Consider the following 17,175-nt stretch of genomic DNA (forward strand, 5'->3'; position numbering starts at 1 on the left):
CTCTTTATAAGGTTTAATTATAAGCTTTTCAGGCACTCATGTACCCCGTTTTTTTCTATACATTCCATATGTACGGCGATAGTTTCCACCAGCCCATCATATTTGGTGAGGTCTTCCCCAAAAATCTTTGGGTTGCTCAAAGCAGTTTCCACTAGGCTATTCAAACTAATTTCTTCGGAATCTCTTCTTTCCCATAATTCGGTAAAAAACCGGATCACCTCGCTATCATCTTTCACTTCAATCTTCTTTCCGCTAAATTCTCCTTTGTAAAACCGAAGCATGCAAGACATCGAAAAAGCAATCCGTTTAGGAAATTGTTTATTTTCCGAAGCATATTCCTTAAAAGCCGGTAGCAAACGTGCCTGAAATTTTGAAGTACTGTTCAGGGAAATAGCCAGCAGATAATGTTTTAAAGTAGGATTTCTAAACCGGTCTAATACCGAATTTATAAAAGCATCTATTTCAGCTTCCTGAAAATCACTCAACGTAGGTTTAATTTCTTCCCGCAAGACTTTTTCAACATGGGTGGAAACCAGCTTATCATCCATGCTTTCCTTTACCGTCCGCAATCCCGCCAGGTAACCGACAGGCACCAGCGAAGTATGTGCCCCGTTCAATATTCTTACTTTAAGTTCGCGGTATGATGCAAGGTCTTCAACAAACTCTACATTCAAATTAGTTTTATCAAAAGGCAGTTCATTTTTAACGGTTTCGGGCGCTTTTATAATCCAACTATGATATTCTTCCCCGGCTACCAGTAAAGGATCTTCATAACCTGTCTTTCGCTGAATTTCATCCTTCCTATTCTCAGGAAAACCAGAAACGATGCGATCTACCAGGGTACTACAGAAGTAGTTGTGATTTTCAATCCACTGCTGAAAATCATCTCCTAAATTCCACAATTTAATATACTGTAAGACTGTTTTTAAAAGCTCTTCACCATTGTTTTCTATTAATTCACAGGGTAAAAGAATACAACCTTTATCTTCAGCTCCCTTAAAATGATCAAATCTGGCATGTAACCACAAAGTTAGTTTTGCTGGAAATTCTTTTGGAGGGGTAGCTTCAAAATCATCTGATTCAGAGAATTTAATACCAGCTTCGGTAGTGTTAGAAATAATATAGCGAATCTCTGGCTGCAGAGCGGTTTTTAAATATTCATCCCATTCGTTATAGGAATGGATAATCCTGCTCACACAACTTATCAGTTTAACTTCAGAAAGCATTTCGCCTTCCTTTATCCCATCCAGAGCCACATGAAAAAGGCCATCCTGTTGCTTTAATTCTTTATAATTTCCACCTTCAGTAGGTTTTACAACGATCACGCCAGCATCAAAATCGGTTTTTTCATTCAGTTCATTGATCATCCAGTCACAGAAAGCCCTTAAAAAATTACCGCCGCCAAACTGTAATACGCGTTCGGGGTATTTAATTGGATTATTTGTTGTATTCCTATTGAGTTGCTTCATTAAAAGAGTTGTCATTTTGTTCATTCTATCAGGTATTGAAAACTGTCAGATATTTGGGTGAAAATTCTATAAAGAAATTCCTCTTTTCCAGGGAATAAAATCATTTTGATTTTGCAGTACCGCCTTGGCTTCTTTCTCCCCACTGGCTACCAGGATTATTTCTTCCAAAATCTTTTCTCCCATAGATGATATAGTATCTTCGCCGGTAATTACCGTACCTGCATTAATATCAATAATATCGTTCATCCGCTTAAAAAGAGTGGTATTGCTGGACATTTTTAAAACCGGGGCCACCGGGTTTCCGGTAGGGGTGCCAAGACCCGTAGTAAAAACGATCATATTACAACCGCTCCCGGCAAGACCGGTAGTGCTTTCCACATCATTCCCGGGGGTACATAAAAGATTTAATCCTGGTTTTGTTACTTTTTCTGTATAATCTAAAACGGAAACTACCGGGGAAGTCCCACCTTTTTTGGCAGCCCCGGCAGATTTGATAGCGTCTGTGATCAAGCCATCTTTAATATTTCCTGGAGAAGGATTATTTTTAAAACCCGATCCAACATCTTCTGCTCTCTGGGCATAGCGTTTCATGATATGGGCAAATTTTTCGGCATCTTCTTTTTCCCTGCAACGATTGATGAGTTCTTGTTCCACCCCGTTTAGTTCTGGAAATTCAGAGAGTACCGGCGAACCACCCAATGTAGTGAGTAGATCAGAGGCATAACCAAGAGCGGGATTACAGGAAATTCCTGAAAAACCATCAGAACCACCACATTCCAAACCTAAAATAAGCTTGTCTAAAGCTGCGGGTTTCCGGGTTATTTTATCTGCGCCTGCTAAACCAATAAATGTCTTTTTAACCGCGGTTTCTATAAACTTTCGTTCATTTCCAATTTGTTGCTGTTCCAGGTAATAGACCGGTTTCTGAAAATCACTGTCTTTTTCTGAAATTGCTTTCTGAAGCATTTCCATCTGGGCATTCTGGCAGCCCAAACTCAAAATGGTAGCACCGGCTACATTGGAATTGGTAATATATCCTGCGAGTAGCCTGCACAAAGTTTCGGAATCCTGCCTGATGCCCCCACAACCGCCATCATGCTTTAAAAATTTAATCCCATCCACATTGGGGAACAAACGGTTTTTTACAATCTCCTCCCTTGTATGGACAATGGAAGTTTCCATTAGGTCTTCCGCTGTTGCACCGCTTTTATATGCCTCTATCAGTTTAGGGGTATCTACGGAATAATCTTTATTGGTTTGATAACCCAATGCTTCCATTAAGGCATCCCGAACCACATCTATATTTCTGTTCTCACAAAAAACCAGAGGGATCACCAACCAGTAGTTTCGGGTGCCCACCGAACCGTCGGCACGATGATACCCATTAAATGTCCTGTCTTTGAATTTTGAAACATCCGGCTGAGTCCATTCATATTTCGATTGTTCCGGGTTAAATTCCGCAGAAGCATGTTCAATATTTTCAGTAGTAATGGCTGCGCCTCGTTCTATAGGCTGAATAGCTTTGCCAACCAAAACGCCATACATAACAATTTCGTCGCCTACTTTAAAATCATGAAGTGCGAATTTGTGTTTTTGTTTTATATCCTCTACCAAGGAGAATTCTTTCCCTACAATATGAACCAAGGTATTTTTTGGCAAATTCTGAATGGCCACGATAATATTATCCCGGGTATCTATCTGTGAATATGGTTGTGCCGTTTTAGCCATGGTTTTTTTGCTGTTTTATTGATTATCCCTTCCGTAGTTTTTGAATAAGCGAAAGGGTTTCTTTTACTTTTAGTTCTAATCCCTCAAAATCCTCACTGGCGAGCACTTCTTTTGAAATCAGTTTTGATCCCAGCCCAACGCAGGTTACCCCGGCATCAAACCACCCTTTTAAGTTTGTTTCTTCAGTGGTAACGCCACCGGTGGGCATAATAGAGGTCCAGGGTTGTGGTCCTAAAATGCCTTTTACAAAGCCGGGGCCATAAATATTCCCCGGGAATAACTTTACAATCTCACAACCCAGTTCTTCTGCCTGGGCAATTTCAGTTAAACTGCCGCAGCCCGGAGACCATAAAACCTTTCTCCGGTTACAGACAATGGCGATATCTTCCCTTAAAACCGGGGTCACAATAAAATTAGCCCCTAAAGACATGTACAGGGAAGCGGCTGCGGCATCGGTCACCGAGCCCACACCCAGTACCATTCCCGGCAATTCATCTATGGCATATTTGTTCAATTCTTCAAAGACCTCCTGTGCAAAATCCCCTCTGGCGGTAAATTCCATCAATCTGGCACCTCCATTAAAACAGGCTTTCAACACCTTTTTTCCCAGTTCAATATCAGGATGGTAAAATAAAGGTACCATCCCGGTTTCTTTCATGATCCCTGCAACTTCTATTCTTGAAAATTGAGCCATTTTATACTCTTTAAATTAAGCTTATTTTTATCTATTTACTTTAGCAGAGCCATCACTGGATATACATTCCAATACATCTTCCTTAGTTACCCTGTTCACATCCCCAAAAATGCTATGTTTTAAAGCACAAGCAGCGGTCGCAAAATTGATTGTTTTTTTCCTGTCTTCCCCAAACGTTAATAATCCGTATAGCAACCCACCCATAAAGGCATCCCCGGTACCTACACGGTCCACCAGGGGTTGTATTTCATATTTTTTAGCCTGGTATAAGGTCTTTTCTTTATACAATAAACCTCCAATACGCTGATGGGAGGCATTAACAGATTCCCTGAAGGTCATCCCAATGGTATGCAGTTCAGGCAACAATTCTATCAGATTTAAAAAATGTCCTTTTACTTCATTCTCATTAGTATACTCAGGAGCTACTTTTTCTTTTCCCAACATAAACATGGTGGTATCGATATCGCCAAGGATGACATTGCTATACTGCAACATTTCCGGCATGATCTCATAGGGTGCTTTTCCGTATTGCCATAGTTTGCTGCGATAATTGAGGTCTGTGGAAATACCAAGCCCCATTTTATTTGCCATTTTAATGGCTTCCAGGCAAACATCTGCCGCCGACTGGGAAAGGGCGGGCGTCACTCCACTCCAATGGAACCAGGTGGCATCCTTAAATATTTCTTCCCAGTTAAAATCTCCTTTTTCAATTTTTGAAATGGAAGAGTTTTCACGATCATAGACTACTTTACTTGGGCGTACAGAATTTCCTATTTCTATAAAATAAATACCCAATCGGTTTCCCTGGCGGATAATATGTTGGTTCCCCACCTGGAATTCACGGGTTGCTTTTAACGCACAATCGCCAATTGCATTATCGGGCAACGCCGTTACAAACTCAGTATCTATTCCATAATTTGATAGAGATGCCGCGACATTGAACTCCCCACCTCCATAAATAACATCGAAATTACTCGCCTGGCTAAACTTACGATTATCTGGAGGCGACAAACGCATTAGAACCTCACCAAATGTGACTACTTTATGCATATATTAATTCTCTAAAAATCTACAGTGGCCTTTATAACCCCAGTTTCTGGTTTAGTCCAGCTATTAAAATTTTCAATCATATCTTTAAATGGAACATTATGAGTAATAAATGAAGTAGTTGGAAACTCTTCCAGCACATTAATAACATGCTCGAAATCTTCCACAGTGGCATTTCGACTACATAAAATAGATGATTCCTTGGCATGAATTTTAGGATGGATAAAAATTAATTCCCCTTTAGATAAGCCTACCAGGACATACCGTCCGCCGTGGGCCATATAATCAGGACCATTTTCCAGGGCAACTTTATGGCCGGTGGCATCAAAGACCACATCTGCCAGATCGCCACCGGTAATTTCATTGATTTTTTCAACCGGATCTTTGGTAACATTCACTATGCAATCTGCTCCTATTTCATTTTTAGCGTACTCCAGGCGGTCATCATTCATATCCAAAGCAATTACCTTAGCTCCAGCTATTTGGGCAAGTTTAATAATTCCAATACCTATTGGACCACAACCCACAACAACTACGGTCTCACCTTCTTTTAGCTGTGCCCTCCTAATTGCATGCGCCCCGATGGCCAGGGGTTCTACAATAGCCATTTGATCATTGGACAACTGGTTTGCCGGAAGTAAAAGATCCTGACGCACCGTTATGAATTCCTGCATCCCACCATCAGAATGCACCCCGATCACACTAATATTGGAACAGCAATTGGTCTTCCCGTTTCTACATGCTACACATTCTCCACAGCTTATATAGGGCATCACTACCACATTGTCTCCCACTTTTATCCCCCGATTATTTTCTCCAATCTCCACCACTTCTGAAGCCAGTTCATGTCCCAGAATACGAGGATAAGTAAAAAATGCCTGGTTCCCAGAAAAAGCGTGCAGATCGGTGCCACAAATCCCTACTTTTTTAACTCTTAACAGCGCTTCATTGTTTTTACGAACTGGTTTGTCCTTCTCCTTTAGTTGAAAATTCCCCGGTTCTTCACATACTATGTATTTCATGTTTTTTTTATTTTTAAGCTCTCGTAAACTCCAATACGTGGGCGTAATCACCTGATTTTTCTCCTAAGTTTTCAACCTTAAGGCCCTCATCGTTTTTTACGAATTTTAGTTTAACATTACTACCCAGTAACCGGATATTTTTGATTTCAAAATCTTTTCCAAATTCACTATCGCTGCCCAAAGATTTAATATTCACTTCACCAGCTTCAGGCCAAGCCATCATAATGGCATATAACTTATCGCCTTTTTTGGTAAAACGGATATCCTGTCCAGTAAAGTCTTTATTATCCCCTTCAGAATGGTGTCCTTTTTTTACTTCAGTAGGACCTTCACCAAAAGTTTCCCAATATTCGGTCTCATAGATTGCCTCTCCATTAACAGACAGCCAATCTCCAATTTCTAGCAGGATTTCTTTTTGATCATCGGGAATAGTCCCGTCTGCTCTCGGACCAACATTTAGTAATAAATTACCATTCTTAGAAACTATATCTACAAGGTCATCTATTAGTTGGTTGGTATTTTTAGATTTCCAATTGGTCACATAACTCCAGGAGTTTTTTCCTATAGAGGTATCGGTTTGCCATGGAAGTTTTCTAATACCGGGCAGTTTACCACGTTCCAAATCGTAGATCACTGTGCCTTCAGGAAAAGCTTCGTGATTAAAATTTTTATCATTTATAACCACTTCTTTTCCCCATTCATTTCCTTTATTATAATAGTAGGCGGCTATTTTGGGTCTTAGGTCTTCAAAATCTGGAATATCTAGATAAAAATCAAACCAAAGGATATCGGGTTGATAATTGTCAATTAGATCTGTAGTCCTATCCCACCACCTTTTTTTAAATTCTTCGGAAACCGGTTCTTCAAGATCTTTTCCTTTTGAAGAATATAAATCTGCATATTCAGGGTTTGAAGTGTCAAAATGATCTTTTTTATTATAAAAGGACCAGTTGAAAGCGAAATGCGAAGAAGCTCCCATAATCATATTCTGCTTGCGGCCTTCCTTAAATAACTCTCCTACTATATCTTTTTTAGGCCCCATATCTACAGAGTTCCAACGTGTGGTTTTGGAATCGTACATCGCGAAACCATCGTGATGATCGGCCACAGGGATTACATATTTTGCCCCGGCTTTTTTGAACAGGTCAATCCACTCTTTTGCATTAAACTTTTCACCTTTGAACATTGGAATAAAATCTTTATATCCAAAATCCTTTTGTTTTCCCCAATTCTCTACATGGTGCTTATATACATCCGATGGCCCGTCAGATTGATGCTTCAGTTGTGCTGTAAAGGCAGCTGTATCCATATACATTTGGCGAGGGTACCATTCTGAACTATATGCGGGCACCGAATATGCTCCCCAGTGGATAAAAATCCCAAATTTCTTCTGATTGAACCATTCGGGATCTTTATAGTTTTTTTTAATGGATTCCCAGTTGGGCTCAAAGACTTTCTCCTCTTTAGACTGGTTTTCGGCTACATCACTATTAGTCTTTTTTTTGTCCTGCCCACAGGCCGAAAAAATAAAGATGGCTAACAGCAAAATGCCTATTTGATTTCTTGTTTTCATTTATTCTTTTTTATGTTATAATTCACTATTTGAGAATTTCTTTTTGTTAAACGCTAATTTGTATTTATTTAAGCTAAGCTTGAATATCTTATGTTTTAATCCTTACCATAAATGGTTTTTAACAAGAACACACTCTCTTTTCTCATTTAAACAGTATTTTAAAAACCATCCTATTCAACTGATTTAGTGTATCTAATCCCAGATCTTAGCTTAGGTATATTTAAAATATCAATAAATACTTTTTTGTGCATTCTTAACCTTGAATATCTTCTAGGTTTATTGTTAATTTAGGATGTTATCTTTTTTAATACCCATTATTTTGTTCTAAAACCCCATCAGATAAAGAAACCTGCTCAAATGGAATAGGCATAATTTCATTAATACCTTCCTTAAAGCCTAATGGAGCCAAAATAGTTTCGGCACGATCTGTACGCACTAGGTCGTGATACCTTAATCCTTCTCCAGCTAGTTCCAGTCTTCTTTCTTTATAAATAGCATCTAAAAGGTCTTCTCCACTCAAAGTACTATCTAAATTAGGCACGATGGAATTAGAATTTTCGCCCCTGGCCCTGGTTCTCACTTTATTTACATATTCCCTAGCTAAAGCTGGATCTTCATTATAAATAGCTTCGGCATACATTAAATAAACGTCTGCCAATCGAATAAAACGGATGTTGTGCGGATTGTTTCCTGCTCCCCCAACATTTGGTCTTTGGTAATTACTATGTGGAGCCAGGGAATATTTCCTATTGTACCAATTGGTCCCGTAGTTCCCTTCTACATTATAAAAGGAAGATTCAAACCTGGGATCATTAGTATCAAACTCGTCCCTAAGGCCATCTTTAATTTGAGAAAAACCAATACCTCCTTGATTTCTAGGTTGAAGCATATGAGGAATCCTTCCTCCCAAAAAATCTGAATTGGAAGAAAAATCAATTTCAAAAACAGAACCGGAATTCCATTCCCCAGCTGGTTCAAAAATATCATCAAAGTTGGGAAGGCTATATGCCAATTGCAAAATTTGCTCTCCATATAGTCTTACCTGATCCATTTTGTTTTGGTATAAAGAAACCCGCATCATTAATCCAAGGGCAGCACCCTTATCAGCGTGTCCCAAATATTCCTGTCCCATTTCAAAACGAGATGGCAAATCTTCTATAGCTTTTTCAAGATCATTTTCGATAAAAGCATAGGTTTCTTCTTTGCTTGCCCTAGGTTGGTTATACTCGCCAGCCTCTAAAGACATTTCAATTAATGGCACTCCTCCAAAGGTATTTACCAAATCGAAGTAATAATAAGCCCTAAGAAAATTCGCTTCCGCTAAAATTCTGGTTTTAAGCCCTTCGTCTTCAAACTCAATTCCTTGAACTTTCTCCAATACTAAGTTGGCATATAAAATCCCTTTATAATTAACCTTCCAAATATTGGCAACAGCAGGGTTGGAAGTAGTTAAATTATAGTTTTGTTTTTCAAAAAGATGTGGGCCATCACTAGACCTAGCACCGCCTTTTAAGATATCATCGGTTCCAATGTCACCAAATATAAAATCGCTAGCGGTTGTAGCACCAAAATTTTGTGTAGAAAACATTTCCCTCATTGGGTAATAAGCAGCCGTTAAGGCTTGCTGGGCATCACTTTCTGTTTTATAAAAATTTTCTTCGGTCGGTTCTCCATAAGGTTCCTCCTCCAGATAATCGCTACAAGATCCTAAGCTTAATACTGCCAGAACGAAAAATATAATTCTACCTGTTCTAATCTTATTATAATTCATTTATTTAAAGTTTAAGTGGCCATTTCTTCTCAAATCATATCATTTCAATCTCATTAAAAAATATAGCCTGTTTTGATAAATGCCCATTACGAGCTTATTATTTTAATCAAAAACCCTTGAGAGGGCTTTTAATCCTTAAGGAAGGATTAAAATGTTACGTCCAAACCTAAAGTTACTGTCCTTGTAGAAGGGTAACGCCCCCTATCTACACCTATATCCAAAGGATTGTTAAAAGTTTGATCTACTCCAATCTCGGGATCTAGACCATCATAGTTAGTAAATGTCAGTAAATTTTGTCCGCTTACATAAATCCTTAGTTTACTAATGGAAAGGCTTTCTAAAAGGCTTTCTGAAAAAGCATAGCCCAATTGTGCATTTTTAAGCCTTCCGTAAGAACCATCCCTCACAAAGCGGGAAGATTGTTGGGTATTCACACCGTTGTTCAAGTAGGTTACCCTTGGCACGGCGTTAGAGGTTCCTTCACCCGTCCAACGATCTAACATCTTTGTAGAAAGGTTAGTCCCCAAATCTGCTTCCAAATAATAGGCACTAGCGTTAAAAATATCGTTTCCTTGTGTACCCTGAAAAAAGAGGCTCAAATCCCATTGCTTATAGTTAACCTCAAAATTAAGTCCGTAGGTGAAATCTGGAAAAGGCGATCCAATATAGGTTTTATCATCATCGTTAATTATACCATCCTCATTTATATCACGATATCTAACATCGCCAGGTTGGGTATTTGGAAAAGCTGCGTTATTTTCTACTTCCTCCTGGGTTTGGAAAATACCGATCATCTCGTAACCATGGAAAGAAGCCAGGGAGTGACCAACTTCGGTACGCCCGACGCTACCAAAACCTTGTGCAGGGGCCGATAAAATTAAACTCCCATCTGTGGCAAGTTCGGTTACTTTGTTTCTTATAAAAGAAACATTTCCACCAATTTTAAAATTAAAATCGTTAATATTTTTACGATAAGTAGTCGATAACTCCAAACCTTTATTCTCTATATCCCCAGCATTGCCAAAAGGACTTTGTTGGTATCCTGAGGTTGCCAAAATAGGCACCGCCAACAATAAATCTGTAGTATTCTTTATAAAGTAATCTGCAGTAAAGCTTAATTGATTTTTCCAAAAAGCCATATCAATACCCACATTCTGGGTAACCGTAGTTTCCCATTTTAAATCTTGGTTCCCCGGTCTTAAGGGAGCTGCACCAACATTAGTAATCTCATTTATCCCAAAAGGGTAATTCGTATTTAGATCTAGCGTGTTAAACGTTGAGGCATTGGGTAGGTTTTGGTTACCTGTTTCCCCCCAACCTGCTCGGAATTTTAATTGATTAATAAAATCGGTTTGAAAAAAATCTTCATTATGAATATTCCACCCTAAAGCCATAGACGGGAACTTACCCCAGCGATTATTGGATCCAAATCTAGAAGAACCATCCACACGATAGGTTGCAGTAACTAAATACCGCTCATCGAAATTATAGTTTAGCCTACCAAAAAAGGATAATAACTTAGATTCAGATCTACCTCCATTATTGGATGCCGTGGCAACATTCCCTGAACCTAAAGTAGGGTTTGAAACACTACCTGGTATCTCACTTCTTTGGGCATTTACATTGTTGTAGCTTATTTCCTGTATTTCGTGACCTAGTAAAGCCGTAAAATCATGTTTTTTATTAAATACCTTGTTATAATTTAAGGTATTGGACCAAACCAGGCTTTTTTGCTCTGCCCTATTCAGAATATAAGTGCTTTCAGGACTGTTATATGTTGGTGCAACATTATAGTCCGGGATATAGTTATCAACTTCTATTTTATTGATATCCACACCAAAATTACTCCTAAACAGTAATCCCTCGGCGAGATTAGCTTCTAAAAAGAAATTTCCGAGGAAATTTTCCCTTTTTTCAGGCATAGAGCCAAATTCTACCAACCCAAGTGGGTTCACTGCCGAAGAGTATTGTGTCACCCCATAAGAACCATCTTCCTGAAAAAGTGGGGTTATCGGCTCTGCAATATACCCAACAAAAGCAGCACGCCTCCAGGGGTCTTGACCACTTTCTGGAGAAGAAATCCTACTGGAATTCGCATACTGTAAATTATGTCCAAACTTAATATCCTCTGTCAATTGATACGTATTATTTACCCTTAAGTTTTGGCGTTTATAGGAAGAACCTTTTATCACACCTTCTTGTGAGATATAACCATAAGACACATAATACGTAGTTTTATCGCTACGACCCGAAAAGGAAAGTTGGTGGTTCTGCACCAATCCATCACGATAGGCCGCATCTTCCCAAGCGTAAGTAGGTAAAGATTCGGGATTTGCAAAATCGGGATTTATTTCGTTTCCATCGTTTCGGTTTGCCTCATTAGAAAGCATCCCCCATTGCGGACCGCTCAATATATCTATATTATCTACCCGCGACTGAAAACCAGTGTACATATTATAGGAAAGCACCGGCTTTTCACTTTTACCGGTTTTGGTTTGGATAAGCACCACCCCATTTGCACCACGAGAACCATAAATAGCCGTGGCCGATGCATCCTTTAAAACCTCAATAGATTCGGCGTCTGCCATATTAATATTCCTAATATCGTTTACGGGAATACCATCTACCACGTAAAGTGGGTCTGCATTATTCACCGTTCCTGTTCCCCGAATACGCACCGTAGGACTAGCCCCGGGAGAACCAGAAGTTTTAGAAACCGTCACCCCGGCCGCACGGCCTTGAATGGCCTGGTTTATGGAAACATTGGCAGTTTTTTGGATATCTTCTGAACTAATGGAAGATACCGCTCCGGTAACATCGCTTTTTTTCTGGGTGCCATAACCAACAATCACAACCTCATCCAATTTGGCCAAATCGGGTTCTAAGGTAACCTCTAAATTGGTTTTCCCTTCAACCAAAATTTCTTTTGTTATAAAACCCACGTAACTAAAAACAAGTGTAACTGAAGATTCCCCATCAATTGAGAAATTGCCATCAAAATCGGTCACAACTCCATTATTAGTTCCTTTAATCACTACAGAAACGCCGGGAAGAGGATAGCCATCACCAATCACAGTCCCAGTTATCGTAGTAGATTGTGCTTGGGAAATAGCTCCGCTAAATAGTAAAAAAATTACAAACAAAACTTGCAACTTGTTACTTCTAATTAATTCCATATTAACTCTCTTAAATTTAGTTTCACAAATCTGGCTATTTCCCATAACTTCACTAACAACATATGTTTAATTTAATAGAACAAATTTTGAAGAAATAGAAAACTGATATCTATTCTATTTTTTGTATAAATAAGAACCATTACTCAAGGTTAAGTATGCTCCCCCTTGCACCAGTACGATTGTAAAAACATATGATTCTATATAAAAATCATTTGTTTTACTTTTAAGCAACAAGAAACTTTTATTAGAAAGATAAGTTTTCTGCTGACCTACCTATTACTTAATATTCTTAATGAAAAGTCCTAAGTCTTAGATTTTAAAAAAGCAGCTAACCATCTTTTTTACGTACGGAAGGAAGCCTGTCCCAACACAAAGAAATCTACGCTAAAAAACCCATGGCATTGAAGAATTCCTACAATATATAGCTAATAGTAAGCAAAAATAGCTGCTGCCGCCATATGCAACAAACCACCTATTTATTACACATTATCGTGGATTTGGTCAGATCAATACGATATAAAGTTACAAATGGTATGCCTCGCTCAAGGTTATCACAAAGCTTTGGTTAGAAAAGAGAAAAAAATAAAAGCTTTTAGTGGTGGTATTTAAAAAAAGACATCTTATTGACCGTAGATGCTGTAGATAATGCCAAAACCTATGTCTACGGTACTAAATTCATAAAATCTGGACAAAAACTAAATAAATCAAAACGGGTAGACCCTTCCGAAATACTTAAACAAGCAAAGTAGATTTACAGATATCAGTAAAACTTCGGAAATTAATTTTGTTCATACTGAAAATCCTTACAACGACTTTAAATATGAACCCCTTCTACCCCAGATGATTTGGAAGATCAAAAATCATTCAAGGTACTTCTATATAGGGTGAAATTCACGCGCTTTTCTAAAACTATGCCTTTACAACTCATTTTTGTTATATAGTAAAATTCCCCATACCTATAAAATAATTAACTGACCATGTCAGGATATATCCAGTATTTAAAATCTTCAAAATCACAAAAATCTATAAGTGTATCTTTTAGAGACCGCAGGGAATAATAAATATCACTTGATTTTATATTCACCTTCTGATAATCAGGGTTTCCTTTTTAACAATAAATCGCTTGATATCTGGCTTGGAGACTCATTACCCTTTAGATCACATTATAACTCTATAAGAAGAATGATATACGGATATAACATTATAGAAGTAATAAATAATTACATATTTTTCAAACATATTAACATACATTAAACTATATGTTAAATAATAAAAACTTCTGTTTTAGGTTAAAGATACCCTCTGTGAAATTCTTCTTATCCTTATGTAAGGACCACGTTGGCAGTCATATAATCAGGAAAAACCATTTGTTATAGCATTGAACTCATATGTTATTATTCAATAGCTATTAATTTGCAAATTTTACATGACCTTAACTAAAATTTAATATATGCTCTTTTAAAAATGTATGTAACTAAAAAACTAAAACTTAATTAAATATATTGGTATGAAACAAAAATATAAATCACTTTTAAAAAGGTTCTTTTTTCTTCCTCAACTACTCCTTTTTATGAGTTTTCAGGTCAATTATGCACAGAAGGAAATCTCAGGGACAGTAGTAGACGAATCTAACATGCCATTGCCGGGTGTAACCGTCCTCATAAAAAACACAAATAATGGTACGGCAACTGATTTTGATGGTAACTACAGCCTTTCTGCCGCCCCGGAAGACGTGCTTATTTTTTCCTTCTTGGGATACGAAAGCCAGGAAGTAAAGGTAGGAGAACAATCAGAAATAAATATAACATTACAAAATAGTGCTGAAGCCATGGACGAAATCGTTGTAATTGGATATGGACAGCAAAAAAGAAAAGAAGTAACCGGGGCGGTAGCTCAAGTTAAATCTGAAGCTTTAGAAAAAACATCCTCTTCAGATGTGGGACAGGCATTACAGGGACAAATTGCAGGTGTAAATGTTACCGCGAGTTCTGGACAACCTGGTTCTAATGCAAATATTTTAATTAGAGGTGTAAATTCCGTTTTCGGTAGTAATGAACCTTTATATGTTGTAGATGGCATTCCACAGGATGGCAATCCACAATTAAGTATTGCTGAAATTGAGACTATCGATGTTTTAAAAGATGCAGCATCAGCTTCCATCTACGGTACAAGGGGGTCAACAGGGGTTATACTAATTACCACAAAGCAGGGTAAAGAAGGTCAAATGAATATTAGAGCTACGAGTTATATGGGGGTTCAAAAAATCACCTCCTCTATAGATTTATTAAATTTTGAAGATTATATGTACGCAGATTTTCTAAGAAAATTTAATCTTAATCAAACTCTCCCAGATGAAACCTTTACTACTCTGGAGAATAATCGTTATAATTTTTTCAATGATACAGATTTAGTATCGATTTTGGAAAATGATAATGCATTAATCCAGAATCACGACGTAAATATGTCAGGAGGGAAGAACGGTCTTGTATATAACATATCCGTTAACTACTTCGACCAGGAAGGAGTATTAATCAATTCTGGATTAGAACGTTTAAATGTGAGGGCAAACTCTACCTTTAAAAAGGGGAAATGGAAAATCACTTCAGGTATTGGGCTTCGTACAGACGAACAAAAATATACACCATGGAGAATTCTCCTAGATGGATTTAGATACAGTCCGTATTTACCTGTAATTGACCCTAACGAAGAAACCATCTCGGATGCTGTTGGAAGCCCTACGTCTAATGATGCGAATAATTTGAATTTTTTCGCCAGAAAATTGAAACAAAGAGATACTAGAAATGGGGATCAATTTAGTTTAAGATTTGAAGTAGAATATGCACTTACAAAGAATATAGACATAATTTCAAGAGCCGCTATAAGCCGAGACAACGATACCAGAGTAAGGGTTGATCCACTTTTTCAGTCTTTTGATGTAGATGGCAATCTTATTCCTACAACAGACAGATCAGGAGTTTGGAACCAAAGTCAAAGAGGAACCAGCAGGACATTGGAGAATATGATCAAATACAATAAAAAATTTGGTGACCATCAACTTAGTCTTCTCGCTTTATATTCTGCAGAAAAATACACTTTCACATCTTTCTTTGCAGAAAAATTCGATTTAATAAGTAATGATGTAGTGAATCTAAATGGTGCGACTCTTGATCCTAATGTAGGCACAGGTAACGGTTTTGGACAGGATCGCACGAATACACTTATAGGTATGTTGGGTAGAATTCAATATAATTTTAAAAATAAGTACATTTTAAGCTCAAGCATAAGACGGGATGGAACCAGTCGTTTTTCTGAAGATAACCGTTGGGTAATTGCACCATCAATTTCAGCTGCTTGGAATATATCAAGCGAACCGTTCTGGAAATCAGTTGAGGAAACGATAAATTCCTTAAAAATTAGAGCTAGTTATGGTTCTACGGGCAATCAAGGTATCCTGGATTATAGTACAACTCCTACTATCTCTTTAGGTTATGATTATGTTTTTGGTTCTGCAGAAAACGATGTTTTAGCTTTAGGGGCTATTCAAACAGCTTTTCAAAATCCAGACGCTAAATGGGAAAGAAAGGTTGAGAAAAACATTGGTTTAGACGCTAATTTTTTTGACAACAAATTTTCTTTTACAGCGGACCTATATGACGGAACAAGAGAAAACATGCTGTTTCCAGTAATCTTACCTCCTTCTGCAGGTGGAGGAGGCGGAAATTCCGATGTAATTTTAAATGTTGGAGATATGCGAAATTATGGTGTTGAACTAGCGGCAAATTATAAGCATTCCGGTAAATTTTCATGGTCTGTAGGTGCTACCTACGCGGCAAATGAAAACGAAATTACAAAAATGAGTGAATCTAATAAATTTTCTTTCTTGGCTGGTAGCCAGGTCGCACCCGGACTTCCAAATGAAGATTTGGTAACAGCTTTAAGAGAAGGATATGAAGCTGGTGCTTTCTTTTTGATAGAAACTGATGGTATTATTAGAAATCAGGAAGAACTTGAAGATTATCAGCAAATAGTACCTTCAGCTAACATCGGCGATTTACGATATGTGGATCAACCCACCATAGATACAGATGGTGATGGTATTTTAGATACAGGTGATAATACAATCACGGATGATGATAGAGTTTACAAAGGTAGTGGCGCACCAGAGTTTGAAGTAGGTTTAAATTTTAATGCTAATTACAAAAATTTTGATCTTTCCATGCAATGGTATGGAGCTTTTGGAGGCGAAATTATTAATGGCAGCAAAGCCTACGCTTATAAGCAAGGCACACATCAAGATTTGATCTATCAATTTTCTGATTCCAACCCAAACTCTAACATACCCACACATAGAGGTAGAGATCATGCCAATTTTCGTGGATATACAGATTTCTGGCTGCAGGATGGATCCTTTGCCCGTATGCGAAATTTTGCAATAGGATATTCCTTTGCTAAACCTTTAATAGGAAAGTTAGGAATAAGCAAACTACGAGTTTTCGTAGCAGCAGACAATCCAATTACAATAACTGATTATGATGGTTTCGACCCTGAAGTAGGAAACGACGGCCTTCGTACTAGAGGTATAGACGCAGGAACTTATCCTGTTAGTTCTCAATACAGAGCAGGAATAGAAATTAATTTTTAAAAAATACTTTGATGAAAAATTTAACTTTTACTAAATATATTATAGGTATTCTC

Annotated in this window: 9 protein-coding genes and 1 pseudogene; 2 read left to right on the forward strand and 8 right to left on the reverse strand. The window is 37.8% G+C overall.

Annotated features, from left to right (window positions below; all coding sequences use genetic code 11):
• Positions 1–17 precede the first annotated feature (17 nt).
• The 8 genes from BM084_RS04435 to BM084_RS04470 all read right to left on the reverse strand — a co-directional run bounded on the left by BM084_RS04435 (position 18) and on the right by BM084_RS04470 (position 12,480).
• Positions 18–1,469 (reverse strand): tagaturonate reductase, encoded by a 1,452-nt coding sequence (locus BM084_RS04435; RefSeq protein ID WP_093303301.1) that lies wholly within the window; start codon positions 1,467–1,469, stop codon positions 18–20.
• A 66-nt stretch (positions 1,470–1,535) separates the two neighbouring features.
• On the reverse strand, positions 1,536–3,197 hold the full coding sequence (locus BM084_RS04440; RefSeq protein ID WP_093303057.1) for a UxaA family hydrolase: 1,662 nt from the start codon (positions 3,195–3,197) through the stop codon (positions 1,536–1,538).
• 22 nt (positions 3,198–3,219) lie between these two features.
• Positions 3,220–3,891 (reverse strand): bifunctional 4-hydroxy-2-oxoglutarate aldolase/2-dehydro-3-deoxy-phosphogluconate aldolase, encoded by a 672-nt coding sequence (locus BM084_RS04445; protein ID WP_093303059.1) that lies wholly within the window; start codon positions 3,889–3,891, stop codon positions 3,220–3,222.
• Positions 3,892–3,918: 27 nt separating this feature from the next.
• Positions 3,919–4,941, reverse strand: a complete 1,023-nt coding sequence (locus BM084_RS04450) for a sugar kinase (RefSeq protein WP_093303062.1) — start codon at positions 4,939–4,941, stop codon at positions 3,919–3,921.
• A gap of 11 nt (positions 4,942–4,952) precedes the next feature.
• On the reverse strand, positions 4,953–5,960 hold the full coding sequence (locus BM084_RS04455) for a zinc-binding alcohol dehydrogenase family protein (protein WP_093303064.1): 1,008 nt from the start codon (positions 5,958–5,960) through the stop codon (positions 4,953–4,955).
• 13 nt (positions 5,961–5,973) lie between these two features.
• A complete protein-coding gene (locus tag BM084_RS04460) occupies positions 5,974–7,533 on the reverse strand; it encodes an alpha-L-fucosidase (RefSeq protein ID WP_093303067.1) in 1,560 nt (519 codons plus the stop codon).
• 304 nt (positions 7,534–7,837) lie between these two features.
• Positions 7,838–9,304 (reverse strand): RagB/SusD family nutrient uptake outer membrane protein, encoded by a 1,467-nt coding sequence (locus BM084_RS04465; protein ID WP_093303070.1) that lies wholly within the window; start codon positions 9,302–9,304, stop codon positions 7,838–7,840.
• Between the two features lie 146 nt (positions 9,305–9,450).
• Complete coding sequence (locus BM084_RS04470) at positions 9,451–12,480, reverse strand: SusC/RagA family TonB-linked outer membrane protein (RefSeq protein ID WP_245764329.1); 3,030 nt, start codon at positions 12,478–12,480, stop codon at positions 9,451–9,453.
• A gap of 495 nt (positions 12,481–12,975) precedes the next feature.
• Here BM084_RS04470 and BM084_RS19670 point away from each other — a divergent pair.
• Together BM084_RS19670 and BM084_RS04480 are read left to right on the forward strand one after the other, a co-directional pair.
• Positions 12,976–13,229 (forward strand): annotated as a pseudogene (locus BM084_RS19670) (oxidoreductase C-terminal domain-containing protein).
• Positions 13,230–14,050: 821 nt separating this feature from the next.
• Positions 14,051–17,122 (forward strand): SusC/RagA family TonB-linked outer membrane protein, encoded by a 3,072-nt coding sequence (locus tag BM084_RS04480; RefSeq protein ID WP_093303076.1) that lies wholly within the window; start codon positions 14,051–14,053, stop codon positions 17,120–17,122.
• The last annotated feature ends 53 nt before the right edge of the window (positions 17,123–17,175 follow it).

Source organism: Salegentibacter agarivorans (assembly GCF_900113135.1).
Taxonomy (GTDB): Bacteria; Bacteroidota; Bacteroidia; order Flavobacteriales; family Flavobacteriaceae; genus Salegentibacter; species Salegentibacter agarivorans.